This is a genomic window from Pseudomonas sp. B21-028, from assembly GCF_024749045.1.
Classification (GTDB): Bacteria; Pseudomonadota; Gammaproteobacteria; order Pseudomonadales; family Pseudomonadaceae; genus Aquipseudomonas.
Genome location: NZ_CP087184.1, coordinates 5,577,326 through 5,590,714, shown reverse-complemented (window position 1 = coordinate 5,590,714; position 13,389 = coordinate 5,577,326). Strand labels below are relative to the sequence as shown.

9 protein-coding genes are annotated in these 13,389 nt (G+C 61.9%); 3 read left to right on the top strand and 6 right to left on the bottom strand.

The features are described 5' to 3' along the window. The first annotated feature begins 9 nt into the window (after positions 1–9). The 3 genes from LOY35_RS24185 to yjiA all read left to right on the top strand — a co-directional run bounded on the left by LOY35_RS24185 (position 10) and on the right by yjiA (position 3,952). Entirely contained in the window at positions 10–2,076 is a 2,067-nt protein-coding gene (locus tag LOY35_RS24185; protein ID WP_258628042.1) for a carbon starvation CstA family protein, read from the top strand. Positions 2,077–2,092: 16 nt separating this feature from the next. Next, positions 2,093–2,290 (top strand): YbdD/YjiX family protein, encoded by a 198-nt coding sequence (locus LOY35_RS24180; RefSeq protein WP_003201656.1) that lies wholly within the window; start codon positions 2,093–2,095, stop codon positions 2,288–2,290. A 693-nt stretch (positions 2,291–2,983) separates the two neighbouring features. After that, entirely contained in the window at positions 2,984–3,952 is a 969-nt protein-coding gene (gene yjiA / locus LOY35_RS24175) for a GTPase (protein ID WP_258628040.1), read from the top strand. On the opposite strand, the gene LOY35_RS24170 is transcribed toward yjiA, so the two are convergent. The 6 genes from LOY35_RS24170 to LOY35_RS24145 all read right to left on the bottom strand — a co-directional run bounded on the left by LOY35_RS24170 (position 3,944) and on the right by LOY35_RS24145 (position 13,135). After that, positions 3,944–4,657: a GntR family transcriptional regulator gene (locus tag LOY35_RS24170; RefSeq protein ID WP_258628033.1), complete on the bottom strand. Its 714-nt coding sequence runs from the start codon at positions 4,655–4,657 to the stop codon at positions 3,944–3,946. The two genes, yjiA and LOY35_RS24170, sit on opposite strands and share 9 nt — an antisense overlap. A 22-nt stretch (positions 4,658–4,679) precedes the next feature. After that, positions 4,680–5,381 (bottom strand): FadR/GntR family transcriptional regulator, encoded by a 702-nt coding sequence (locus LOY35_RS24165; RefSeq protein ID WP_258628030.1) that lies wholly within the window; start codon positions 5,379–5,381, stop codon positions 4,680–4,682. 60 nt (positions 5,382–5,441) lie between these two features. Next, a complete protein-coding gene (locus LOY35_RS24160) occupies positions 5,442–6,755 on the bottom strand; it encodes a C4-dicarboxylate transporter DctA (RefSeq protein ID WP_258628028.1) in 1,314 nt (437 codons plus the stop codon). 298 nt (positions 6,756–7,053) lie between these two features. Next, positions 7,054–7,578, bottom strand: coding sequence for a hypothetical protein (locus LOY35_RS24155; protein ID WP_258628022.1), 525 nt, complete (start codon positions 7,576–7,578; stop codon positions 7,054–7,056). 232 nt (positions 7,579–7,810) lie between these two features. Next, positions 7,811–9,064, bottom strand: coding sequence for a serine hydroxymethyltransferase (gene glyA / locus LOY35_RS24150; protein ID WP_144929931.1), 1,254 nt, complete (start codon positions 9,062–9,064; stop codon positions 7,811–7,813). A gap of 222 nt (positions 9,065–9,286) precedes the next feature. Continuing rightward, positions 9,287–13,135 (bottom strand): bifunctional diguanylate cyclase/phosphodiesterase, encoded by a 3,849-nt coding sequence (locus LOY35_RS24145; protein ID WP_258628017.1) that lies wholly within the window; start codon positions 13,133–13,135, stop codon positions 9,287–9,289. Positions 13,136–13,389: the final 254 nt, after the last annotated feature.

The window sequence follows — 13,389 nt, the reverse complement described above, 5'->3', positions numbered from 1 at the left end:
AATAAAAAAATGAACAACAATAATAGCCTGCTGCGCCATATACCCTGGCTCCTGCTGGCCGTTGTAGGAGCATGCGCCCTGGGCGTCGTGGCCTTGCGCCGAGGCGAGGCGATCAACGCCCTCTGGATCGTCGTCGCAGCCGTGGCCATCTACCTGGTCGCCTACCGCTACTACAGCCTCTTCATCGCCAACAACGTGATGCAACTCGATGCGCGCCGGGCCACCCCTGCCGTGCTCAACAACGATGGCCTGGACTTCGTCCCGACCAACAAGCACATCCTCTTCGGTCACCACTTCGCCGCCATTGCCGGCGCGGGGCCGCTGGTCGGGCCGGTGCTGGCGGCACAGATGGGCTACTTGCCCGGCACGCTCTGGCTGATTGCCGGCGTGGTGCTGGCCGGGGCCGTGCAGGACTTCATGATCCTGTTCCTGTCCACCCGTCGCAACGGTCGCTCCCTGGGCGACATGGTCCGCGAGGAAATGGGCCGCATCCCCGGCACCATCGCGCTGTTCGGCTGCTTCCTGATCATGATCATCATCCTCGCGGTGCTGGCGCTGATCGTGGTCAAGGCCCTGGCCGAGAGCCCGTGGGGGATCTTCACGGTGATGGCGACCATCCCGATCGCGATGTTCATGGGCATCTACATGCGCTACATCCGCCCGGGCCGCATCGGTGAAATTTCGCTCATCGGCGTGCTGTTGCTGCTGGGTTCGATCTGGCTGGGTGGGCAGATCGCCGCTGACCCGGTCTGGGCCAAGGCCTTCAGCTTCACCGGGATCCAGATCACCTGGATGCTGATCGGCTACGGTTTCGTCGCGGCGGTGCTGCCGGTGTGGCTGATCCTGGCCCCGCGGGACTACCTGTCGACCTTCCTCAAGATCGGCACCATCGTCGCCCTGGCGATCGGCATCCTGATCACCATGCCCGAGCTGAAAATGCCGGCGCTGACCCAGTTCACCAACGGCCTGGGCCCGGTGTGGAAGGGCGGGCTGTTCCCGTTCCTGTTCATCACCATCGCCTGCGGCGCGGTCTCGGGCTTCCATGCGCTGATCTCCTCGGGCACCACGCCCAAGCTGCTGGACAACGAAACCAACGCCCGCTACATCGGCTATGGCGGCATGCTGATGGAGTCCTTCGTGGCGATCATGGCGATGGTCGCCGCGTCGGTGATCGAGCCGGGCGTGTACTTCGCCATGAACAGCCCGGCGGCGGTGGTCGGCGGTGACGTCGTGGCCGTGGCCCAGACCATCAGCGGCTGGGGCTTTGCCATCACCCCTGATGCCTTGCAGGCGGTGGCCCGGGACATCGGTGAAACCACCGTCCTGGCCCGTGCCGGCGGCGCGCCGACCCTGGCGGTCGGTATCGCGCAGATCCTGCATTCGGTGCTGCCGGGTGAGAACACCATGGCGTTCTGGTACCACTTCGCGATCCTGTTCGAAGCGCTGTTCATCCTCACCGCGGTGGACGCCGGCACCCGTGCCGGGCGGTTCATGCTGCAGGACCTGCTGGGTTCGTTCGTACCGTCGCTCAAGCGCACCGATTCCTGGACCGCCAACCTGATCGCCACCGCCGGTTGCGTGGCGCTGTGGGGTTATCTGCTGTACCAGGGCGTGATCGATCCGCTGGGCGGCATCAACACCTTGTGGCCGCTGTTCGGCATCTCCAACCAGATGCTGGCCGGTATCGCCCTGATGCTCGCCACCGTGGTGCTGATCAAGATGAAGCGCCAGCGCTACATCTGGGTCACGCTGCTGCCGGCGGCCTGGCTGCTGATCTGCACCACCACGGCGGGTCTGATCAAGCTGTTCGACGCGAATCCTGCGATCGGCTTCCTGGCCCTGGCGCGCAAATACAACGATGCCCTGGCGGCCGGCCAGGTCCTGGCCCCGGCCAAGAGCATCGAGCAGATGCAGCACGTGGTGTTCAATGCCTACACCAACGCCACGCTGACGGCACTGTTCCTGTTCGTGGTGCTCAGCATCCTGTTCTACGCGCTCAAGGTCGGCGTTGCCGCCTGGGGCACGAAAGAGCGCACGGATAAGGAAGCACCTTTCCAGGCCCTGCCGGACGCCTGAAACGAGGATTGCAACGATGTTCAATGACTTGAGTCGCCTCGGTAAATACCTCGGTCAGGCCGCCCGCCTGATGGTCGGCATGCCCGACTACGACAACTACGTCGAGCACATGCAGACCAAGCACCCGGACAAACCGCTGATGGACTACGAGGCGTTCTTCCGCGAACGCCAGGAGGCCCGTTACGGTGGCAAGGGTGGGCCGAAGTGCTGTTGACCGCAGCCCTGAGGTAAACCCTCTGTGGGAACGAGCCTGTGGGAGCAAGGCTTGCCCGCGATAGCATCGCCTCGGTATCACTGTAGACCGAGGCGCCTGCATCGCGGGCAAGCCTCGCTCCCACAGTTATTTTTGGGTAGCCTCAGGTTCTGTGTCCGCCACCGATTCCCTGTGGGAGCGAGCCTGCTCGCGATGGCGTCGGGTCAGTTGATGAGATGTCGACTGACCCACCGCCATCGCGGGCAAGCCTCGCTCCCACAGTTATTTTTGGGTAGCCTCAGGCTCTGTGTTCGCCACCGATTCCCTGTGGGAGCGAGCCTGCTCGCGATTGGCGTGGTGTCAGTCGATATCTAGAGTGGCTGACCCACCGCTATCGCGAGCAGGCTCGCTCCCACAATTGTTTTTGGGTAGCCTCAGGTTTTGTGTCCGCCACCGATTCCCTGTGGGAGCGGGCTTGCCCGCGAAGGCGTCGGGTCAGTTGATGAGATGTCGACTGACCCACCGCCATTGCGGGCAAGCCTCGCTCCCACAGTTATTTTTGGGTAGCCTCAGGCTTTGCGTTCGCCACCGATTCCCTGTGGGAGCGAGCCTGCTCGCGATGGCGTACTATCAGCCGACATTGATAGTGGCTGAACCACTGCTATCGCGAGCAAGCTCGCTCCCACAAAAAAATCCGCATCAAGGAGATTCTGTTTGTCCGCTCCCATTCCTGTGACGATCCTCAGCGGTTTCCTCGGTGCCGGCAAGACCACGCTGCTGCGCCATCTGCTCAAGGCCGAGCACGGCCTGAAAATAGCCGTGATCGAGAATGAATTCAGTGACGCGGGCATCGACACGCAACTGCTGGGCGACGAGCCGGTGCAGGTCATGACCCTGGCCAACGGCTGCGTGTGCTGCACCATCCATACCGACTTGACCAAGGCTCTGTACCTGCTGCTCGAACGGCTGGACAGCGGTGAGATCGCCTTCGATCGTCTGGTGATCGAGTGCACCGGCCTGGCCGATCCGGCCCCGGTGGCCCAGACCTTTTTCATCGACGAGGAACTGCGCGAGCGCTACATTCTCGACGGCATCCTGACTTTGGTGGACGCCGCCCACGCCGAGCTCCACCTGACACAAGCCATCGCCCAGGCCCAGGTCGGATTTGCCGATCGCCTTCTGGTGAGCAAGACCGACCTGGTGGACGCGGCCCAGGTCGAGGCCCTTGGCGAGCGGCTGACCCGCATCAACCGGCGAGCCCCGATCCGGATCGTGGAACATGGCCAGATCGACCTGGCTGAACTGCTCGATATCCGCGGCTTCAACCTCAATGCAGACCTGGGCGCGGGGTTCAGCCTGCGCCCGGTCACCAAGGCAGCCTCGGGCGACCGCATCAGCAGCCTTGTGCTACGCACCGACAAACCGCTGGATATCGACAAGCTCAGCGAGTTCATGAACCAGTTGCTGGAAGACCACGGCAAACAGTTGCTGCGCTACAAAGGGGTGCTGAACATCGCCGGCGAACCCCGGCGACTGGTGTTCCAGGGCGTGCTCAAGTTGTATGGCTTCGATTGGGACACCGAATGGGCCCCCGATGAGGCCCGGGAAAGCGTGATCGTGTTTATCGCCGACGAGCTGCCCGAAGAGAAGATCCGTGCGGGATTCGAGGCTGCTTTAGCTTGACGATGCCGTGCCTGCGACCATCAACAGCCGTTGCTCAAGATGGTCGAGGTGCTCATCCATCAGGCGCACCGCTTCCTCCCTGTTGCGGTTTTCCACCGCGTCCACGATTGCCAGATGTTCCTGCCAGGCGCAATGCCGGCGGGACTTGATCGCGTGTCGGGCCAGGGCCAGCGACGTCAGGGGCACCAGGCTGCCGAGAAACTGCGCCAACGGCGCGTTGCCGGCCATGGAGGCGAGATGCAGGTGAAACTCGCCGGAGAGACGTATCGCCGGGCCGCGTTCGCCGCGGTCCAGGCACTGCTGCTCCCGCGCCACCAGATCGCGCAGATGCTGCAGGTCCCTGGGGTGCGGAGCCTTGCAGGCCAAGTGCACCAATGTCTGTTCGGTCAGCCGGCGGGCGTGCAGGATCTGCCGGGTCTGCTCCAGGTCCGGTGCCGCGACTTGCGGCCGGTGGTTGGGACGCAGGATCACCACTTGCTGATGGGACAGGCGCGCCAGTACCCGACGAATGATGCTGCGGCTGACGCCGAACACATCCCCGAGGCCTTCCTCGGTGAAGCGGCTGGCGGGCGCAATGCGTTGTTCGAGGATGGCGTCGAAGATCCGCGGATAGATATCGTCCACCGACGGCTTGCCGACAGCGCCGGGCAAAGGCAGGGCGGCAAGCACATTGCGTTGCTGTTGATGGGACATGGCGTTGTTCATGACGGTCTCCGCAAGGCGTGGCTCAGGTACCGAGGTTGTCGTCCGGAATATTCAGTTCGATGCCCATGCGCTGGCCCTCCCTGAGGATATGCCGGCGCATTTCTGCACTGGCCTGGGCGCTGTTCTTGCCCCGAATGGCGCGTACCACGGCCTCGTTCTCTTCCAGCCGTTCGGCCAGGTGTTCGGGGGAGTTGCGCAACACATTGGCGCTTTGCTTGAGGGCATTGCTGGTCTGCTGCACCACACTGTGGAAGATCGGGTTGGACGTCAGGGCAAACAGTTCCTCGTGGAACGCGATGTAGGCGCTGGCGCAGGCATCGTTGTCATTGGCTTCCAGGGCTTCGCGCATGTCCATGAGGGTCAGACGCAACTGTCCGACTTCCTTGCTGTTGATGGACTGGGCCACCAGCCCGACGATGAAGGGTTCCAGGGTGTAGCGCAGTTGCAGCACGTCCTCCAGGCTCGCACCGGCTACCGCGCTGCTTTCATGGGTATCGCCGGCGCTGGCCTCCAGCACCACCACGCCTTTGCCGGGCATCGAGCGTACAAGCCCGAGGGTTTCCAGCACGATGACCGCTTCGCGCAGGCTTGGCCGGCTGATGCCCAGTTGTTCGGCCAGCTCCCGCTGGCCCGGCAGCATGTCGCCCGAGCGCCACTGGCCCCGGGCCAGGGCGGCGCGTAGTTTCTCCACCACGGAATTGACGACGGTTGATGAACTGATCACACGGTGCTCCTTCAAAAATCAATCAGGCGATGCCGGCTCGGGGGCCGGCATCGCGGTCTTTCAGAATTGCTGCTGATGGGCGCTGCCCGCCGGTTTTCTCGGTTGGAAGGTATAGCCCTGTTGGCCGGACAGTACTTTGCGCGCACGCGGGACATCGATGTCTTTTTCCCAACGGGCGATTGCCACGGTGGCCACGCAGTTGCCGATCAGGTTGGTCAGGGCGCGACCGATGCCCATGAACCAGTCGACCGCCAGTACCAGCACCAGGCCGACCACCGGAATCGCCGGGATCGCCGTCAGCGTGGCGGCCAGGATCACCAATGCCGAGCCGGGAATTCCATGGGCTCCCTTGGAGGTAATCAGCGACACCAGCAAGATGGTCAGCAGGTCGGTCATGGCCAGGGGCGTACCGGTGGCGTTGGCGATGAAGACGATGGCCAGGGTCAGGTAGATCGAGAAACCGTCCAGGTTGAACGAGTAACCGGTCGGGATGACCAGCCCCACGGTGGAACTGCCGATCCCCAGGTGTTCGAGCTTGCGCATGACTTGTGGCAGCACGGCGTCGGAAGAAGCGGTGCCGAGCACGATGAGCAGTTCTTCGCGCAAGTATTTGAGGAACGGCAGCATCGGCAGGCCCGACGCGCGCATCACCAGGCCCAGGACCAGGGCAACGAAGGCGATGCAGGTCAGGTAGAACAGGCCGACCAGGCTGCCCAAGTGTTGCAGCGAGTCCAGCCCATATTTGCTGGTGGTGAAGGCAATGGCGCCGAAGACGCCGATGGGGGCCAGGCGCACGACCATGCCCATGATGCGGAAGATCACGTGGCTGAGTTCGTTGATCAGCCGGGAGATGCCGGAGGCTGCGTCGCCCACCAGGTTCAGCGCACTGCCGAACAGGACCGAGAACAGCAACACTTGCAGGATGTTGTTATCCGCGAAGGCACCGAGCACCGAGGTCGGGATCAGGTTCATCAGGAACTGCGTGGTGGTCACCAGGTGCTGGCCACGTTGGGCAATGTCACCCACGTCTGCGCTGGAGTACTGCTCCAGGTGGATGTTCGCGCCACTGCCGATGCCGGTGCTGAAGGCCAGTACCAGGCCGATCACCAGGGCGATGGTGGTCAGCACTTCAAAGTAGATGACTGACTTGAGGCCGATGCGCCCGACCTTCTTGAGGTCGCCAGCGCCGGAAATGCCACTGACCACCACGCAGAACACGATCAGGCCGATGAGCATCTTGATCAGCTTGATAAAGCCGTCGCCGAGGGGTTTGAGTTGTGCGGAATATTCGGGAAGGGTCAGCCCACAGACGATGCCGAGCACCAATCCGAGGACAACTTGAAGGAAGATCGAACGCGAGCACCATCTGAGCATGGGAAGGATTCCTGGTTCGGTGTCCTTATTCGCCGGCGTGGGTAGCAGGCGTCGGGACTTAATTATTGTGGTCTTACCGGTTTGTCCAGTGCAGGCGCAGTCTAGGCGCGATTTTTCGGAATCCGCAAGGAGATTTTCGAGATTTTGATTGACCGGTCTTACCAGTTGGGGGTGGAACCCTTGTGCTTGAGCCCTTTGTCCCAGTCAAAAAAACTGCGCGCCAGTGGCGAGGGTCCTTGTCCTCGCCATCCTGGCAAGCAGCGCTACACGCTGATCGAAGGTGCGGGAACGTTGCTGTTCAAATGAGGGTGAGTATAAAAGTCAGCTTGGAGCGTTCTTCTGTTTCTGCCAGATAAACATAAGGCGAACCCCGCATGCGTAATCCTCCTACATATTTATTGTTCTTCGTCTTGAACGACAGTGGGGAGTGCTTGGCGGTTATGTTCTGCAGCGTAATCGCTTTGTTCTGCTCGTCGACCAGCGTAAAGACGGAGGGTGAAGCCGTGTGTTTTGCGCCTAATACCTCAAACCAGCTTCTGCCGATGAATCTGTTGTGGTATTCCCCCTGGTTTTTTATCGACAGGGTGTAGCCGCCGGCGGTGTGGCGAAAGTGCAACTTCAGTGGGGAAAGGGGCGCGTCCTGGGTTCTGGTACGTATACCCAGCAAGCTTGAATGATCGTAAGTGTGTGCTTTTCCGCTGAAAAAGCCGCCGCTGAATGCACTAATGGTCGCCAGTGCGGGTTTTCCATGCAATGTTCCGAGCAAATTAATATTTTTGTCGGGCAGGCTGATGGCAGCGGTAAAAGATAATTTACTGTCCATGTAACGATTGCATCCTTTATTGGGAGTTATGAATTGCCTTGAATGATGAAAATCAATGTTAGGGGGTTATGGAAGCTTTGTGTGGAGCGGGCTGTTTCAAGGATTGAAGTGTCGCCTGGAAGTTCATTGGCTGGATCGGCTGGGTTGATCGGCGTCTCCGTCTTTTGACAGCACAAATAAAAAGGCCCACATCTTTCGATGTGGGCCTTTCGCTGTTACTCAAACGGGCTGATCAGGCGCCGTACACCGGCAGCTTCTTGCAGATCGCCTTGACCTTCTCGCGAACGGCGTCGATCACCGCTTCGTTGTTCAGGTCAGCCAGGATGTCGCAGATCCAGCCGGCCAGTTCCTTGCACTCGGCTTCCTTGAAACCACGGGTGGTCACGGCCGGGGTGCCGAAGCGCAGGCCGGAGGTGACGAACGGGGAGCGTGGGTCGTTTGGCACCGAGTTCTTGTTCACGGTGATGAACGCCTTGCCCAGCGCCGCGTCGGCGTCTTTGCCGGAGATGTCCTGCTTGATCAGCGACAGCAGGAACAGGTGGTTCTCGGTACCGCCGGACACCACGTCGAAGCCACGCTCGATGAACACGCCGGCCATGGCCTTGGCGTTTTTCACGACCTGTTGCTGGTAAGCCTTGAACTCAGGTTGCAGGGCTTCCTTGAAGCAGATGGCCTTGGCGGCGATGACGTGCTCCAGCGGGCCGCCCTGGGCGCCCGGGAACACGGCGGAGTTCAGCTTCTTCTCGATGTCGGCGTTGGCGCGGGCCAGGATCAGGCCGCCACGTGGACCGCGCAGGGTCTTGTGGGTAGTGGTGGTGACCACGTCGGCGAATGGCACCGGGTTCGGGTAGACGCCAGCGGCGACCAGACCGGCGACGTGGGCCATGTCCACGAACAGGTAGGCACCGACCTTGTCGGCGATGGCGCGGAAACGCGGGAAATCGAGGACCTGGGAGTAGGCGGAGAAACCGGCCACGATCATTTTCGGCTTGTGCTCGAGGGCCAGGCGTTCGACTTCGTCGTAGTCGATCAGGCCGTTGCCGTCGATGCCGTACTGGACGGCGTTGTACAGCTTGCCGGAGGACGAAACGCTGGCACCGTGGGTCAGGTGACCGCCGTGGGCCAGGCTCATGCCCAGAATGGTGTCGCCAGCCGACAGCAGCGCCAGGTAGACGGCGGCGTTGGCCTGGGAACCGGCGTGGGGCTGGACGTTGGCGTAATCGGCGCCGAACAGCTCCTTGGCGCGGTCGATGGCCAGTTGCTCGACCACGTCGACGTATTCGCAACCACCGTAGTAGCGCTTGCCCGGGTAGCCTTCGGCGTACTTGTTGGTCAGTACCGAGCCTTGAGCTTCCATCACCGCTGGGCTGGTGTAGTTTTCCGAAGCGATCAGCTCAATGTGCTCTTCCTGGCGCTGAGCTTCTTGCTCCATGGCGGCAAAGAGATCGGCGTCGTACTTGGCAATAGTCAAATCACGGCTGAACATGGCGGTCCTCAAGGATCGGGGCAGAAAAGGGAGGCATTCTACCCCAACCTGTTTTGGAAGGGGTATGAAAGGACGTCATGTGGTGGACGAATGGGATTCACCCAGGACCGGCGTTGCCCGGACTGACCTCATTGCGAGCAGGCTCGCTCCCACAAGGGAATGCATTCCAAATGTGGGAGCGAGCCTGCTCGCGATGAGGCCCGCCCAGGCGCTGCAAGGCCTTCAGTCGAGCATGAACAGCGCATCATTGCTGAACTGCGCTTCGAACCGGTGGGCGGGCATCGGGCGGCCGAACAGGTAGCCCTGGACTTCGTCGCAACCGTGTTCGCGCAGGAAGTCGAGTTGCTCGTGGGTCTCGACGCCTTCGGCGATCACCGCCAGGTTGAGGCTGTGGGCCATGGCGATGATCGCCCGGGCGATCTGCGCGTCCTGTTCGCCGGACGGCAGGCCGTCAACGAAGGTGCGGTCGATCTTCAGCACGTCGATGGGGAATTGCTTGAGGTAGTTGAGCGACGAATAACCGGTGCCGAAGTCATCCACGGCGATGCTCAGGCCCAGGTTTTTCAACCCGGCCAGGATTTGCATCGCCTCGCTGACTTCGCGCATCAGGATACTTTCCGTCAACTCCAGTTCCAGGCAGGCCGGTGACAGGCCGGTGCTGCGCAGGATATTGGCGATTCGCGTACCCAACTGGCCATCGGAGAACTGCCGGGCCGAGATGTTGACCGAGACTTTCGGCACCCGGACCTTGGCCTGGTGCCAGGTCTTGAGCTGCCGGCAGGCTTCGTCGATGACCCAGTCGCCGACGTCCACCACCAGGCCCAGTTCCTCCAGCACCGGGATGAAGTCCCCTGGCGGCACCAGCCCGCGTCGCGGATGGCGCCAGCGCAGCAGGGCCTCGGCGCCGGTCAAGCGTTTGCCGTCGCCACTGAACTGCGGCTGGTAATACAACACGAACTCGTTCTGCTCGAGGGCGTGGCGCAGGTCGCTTTCCAGTTCCAGTCGTTCCAGGGCGCTGGCGTTCATGTCGGCCTGATAGAACTGGAAGTTGTTCTTGCCGCGCTCCTTGGCGTGATACATCGCCGTGTCGGCGTTCTTCATCAACTGGCTCAGTTCGTTGCCGTCCTGGGGACTCAAGGCGATACCGATACTGGCCGTGACGAAGAACTCGCGGCCTTCGAGCACGAAGGGCCGGACCAGGCTGGCGAGGATCTGCTCGGCCACGGTGATGGCCCGGTTCAGCGCCATTTCCCGGCTCGAGCGCGGCTCCAGCAGCAGGGTGAACTCATCGCCGCCCATGCGCGCCACGGTGTCGTCGTCGGTGACGCAGCCGAGCAGCCGGGTCGCCATGTCCTTGAGCATCCGGTCGCCGGCGGCATGCCCCAGGGAGTCGTTGATCGGTTTGAACCGGTCCAGGTCGAGGAACATCAGCACGACCCAGTTCTTCTGCCGCTCGGCCGATTGCAGCGCGGTGTGCAGGCGGTCCTGGAACAGCGTGCGGTTGGGCAGGTGGGTGAGGGCGTCGTAATAGGCCAGGCGATGGATGCGCTGCTCGCTGGCCTTGCGTTCGCTGATGTCGCTGAAGAAGCACACGTAGCTGGCCAGGTCGCCTTCATCATCCAGCACTGCGGTGATGCCGACCCAGGCCGGGTAATGTTCGCCGTTGCGGCGCTTGAGCCAGACCTCGCCTTCCCAGGAGCTGTGCTGTTGCAGTTGCTTGAGCACGTAGCGCAGGTGGGCTTCCTGCTGATCGTCCACGGTCAGCATGCTCGGCAACTGGTCCAGCACTTGGGATACCGCGTAGCCACTGACCCGGCTGAAGGCTTCGTTGGCCTGGACAATGTAACCGGCCGGGTCGGTGATCAGAATCGCCGAGGTCGAATGCTCGAATACCGTGGCGGCCATGCGCAGGTCTTTTTCGGCGCGCCGTTGCTGGCTGATGTCGCGGCCGACGCCAAGCACGCCTTCGAATCCACCGGCATCATCCCAGACCAGTACCAGCCGCAGTTCGATGGGGATCTTGCGTCCGTCGGCACGCAGGCAGTCGAACAGGAACAGCTGGGTCTGCATCTGATTGCGCAGTTCGGCCAATTGTCCGGGCTTGTCGAGGGCCTTGCTGACCCGGTCCATCAGGGTATAGATGCCTGTCAGTTGCTGCGGATTGGCGATGGTCGACTGCCAACCGTTCTGGAAGATCCAGTCGGCGTTGTAGCCCAATACCGCTTGCACCGACGGGCTGACGTAGTTGAGCGAAAGCTTGCTGTCGGTGGAGAAAATCACGTCGCTGATGCTCTCGGCGAGCATCCGGTAGCGCTGTTCGCTGTCACGCAGTGACTCGCTGGCCTCGATCTGCTCGGTGACATCCTTCGCCACGCCGATGATTCGCGTCACCTGGTCATGTCGGTCCCGGGCCAGGGCCTGTTCGCGGATATCAAAGCGTCGCCATTTGCCATCGCGATGGCGGAAACGCAGTTGGCATTGCAACAGGTGCGCATAGCCGCCGCGCCGCTGTTCCTGGCGCAACGTGTGGTAGTGGTCGGCATCGTCGCTGTGCAGCAGGATTTCCCAGAAGTACTCACCCATCTGGTGCAGTTCGGTGCGGTCATACCCCAGGGTCTGGCCCAGGTGGTGGTTGCTGAAGATCATCCGCTGGCTGATGACGTCCTGCACGTAGAGATGATCCGGCACGGTGCGCACCACGTCGGACCAGAAGCCTTCGCGTTCGAGCAACGAGAGTTCGATCAGCTTGCGGCTGGTGATGTCGTTAATGCTCAGGATAACGGCGTTGTAGTCGTCCTGTTTTTCCGGCAGGCGCAGTACCAGCCAGAGATGCTGGTCACGACCGTGGGCGTCCTGGAGCTTGATTTCCAGTTCCAGCTGCTTGTGCTGGTCAAGCAGCGTTTCGAGCAGTTGCGGGCCGACCGGATTGTTGTCCTGCGGGCCCTTGCCCACCAGCAATTGCCAGGCCTGTTCACAGGAGTCGACGTTGAGCAGCCGCAACGCCATCTGGTTGACTTCGGTGATGCGCACTTCCTGTTGCAGTTGCTCGAGCTGGTGCGGGACTTTCATCCACGCCCGCAATTGATCGCCATTGTGCAGGCCGGCCCGGACAAAGAATGACTTGAGACTGGAGAGGTCGAGTACGCACAGGGCCACGCCGGTGCCTTCGAAAATGTCCTGATAGCGCCGACGGCCTTCGTGCAGTTGCCGCTGGCGCCGGCGCATGTTCAGCAGTGCGATCACCGGCAGCATCGAAAACGCCAGGCCCAGCAGGCATTTGCCGATGAAGGCCGGCAGCAGTTGTTCGAGCACCTGGCGACGGTCGAACAGGCCTCGCAGTTGCCAGTCGCTGCTGCTCAGCGGCACGGTCAGTACGGTGTTGTCCTGGTCGTCCGGCGACAGGTGCGAGGGGCTGATCGACGGCAGGCTCTCGTCACGGCTGACGACTTGTTGGTTGAGGCGGTTCTCCACCAGCCACAGCGGGCGCAAACCCGTATCGACTTGTTTGATCAGCGTGGAGAAGAAACCCGGGGTCAGGCGCAGGGCCCAATAACCGCGGGTATTGCCGGTGGCCTGGTGCAACAGGAGATGCACCACGGAACCGTCGTCGGCGTTGCTGAAGTAGTGTGCCTGGTCATGACTGCGGTGCACCAGTTCGCTGAGGTAGCCGGCATCGTGGCTGTCCGGATCGGTGTCGCTGAGCACCATGCCGGACGGGCTCAGCAATGCCAGGCTGCGTAGCTGGGGCAGCGATTGCTGGAGTTTGTGCAGCAAGGCCTGCTGTTCGTCGGCTGTCTGCGGTTGTTCGACGATCGGTAGCAGGTTGAGGGCGATTTGCGCGTTCAGGGCCATGTTCAGGCTGACTTGCGCGGCCAGGTCGGCGGTGTAGTCGATGGTGTACTGGCGCTGTTGCTGCTGGGTGACGCGCAGTTGATCGAGCAACTGCCAGAAGAGCAATCCGAGCAACAGCAGCACCAGCGTGGCCAGGGCGCCCTTCAATGTCCCGCGCAGGGGCGAGCTGGGCACTGTATCCGGTGCGCGTGGGGACAGGGTCGGCGTGACGTTGGACAAGCTGTAATCCTGCGGTTTGCTGGACTGGCGCGACACGCACTATAAGCCGGACGCCCGAAGGGCGGCTAGCATGCCTTGCCTTGTGGCAAAGTGCCAGTCCCTGGTGGCTGGACCTTGACGGACGGTTGAGGTAGCTTTGCCGGTCAAACAAGAGCGTTCCAGCTCCAGATCCCCAGGCTTTATCTGCCCCGCAGGCATTGATGACCGTCAACTGCCGGCGCCGTGCATGGCCTGGTTCGTTCTTTTCACCTGTC

Bases quoted from the DNA above. Each gene is read 5' to 3' on its own strand.
- LOY35_RS24160 (WP_258628028.1), bottom strand. From the start codon at position 6,755: ATGCTCAGATGGTGCTCGCGTTCGATCTTCCTTCAAGTTGTCCTCGGA.
- LOY35_RS24185 (WP_258628042.1), top strand. From the start codon at position 10: ATGAACAACAATAATAGCCTGCTGCGCCATATACCCTGGCTCCTGCTG.
- LOY35_RS24170 (WP_258628033.1), bottom strand. From the start codon at position 4,657: ATGAACAACGCCATGTCCCATCAACAGCAACGCAATGTGCTTGCCGCC.
- LOY35_RS24180 (WP_003201656.1), top strand. From the start codon at position 2,093: ATGTTCAATGACTTGAGTCGCCTCGGTAAATACCTCGGTCAGGCCGCC.
- glyA (WP_144929931.1), bottom strand. From the start codon at position 9,064: ATGTTCAGCCGTGATTTGACTATTGCCAAGTACGACGCCGATCTCTTT.
- LOY35_RS24155 (WP_258628022.1), bottom strand. From the start codon at position 7,578: ATGGACAGTAAATTATCTTTTACCGCTGCCATCAGCCTGCCCGACAAA.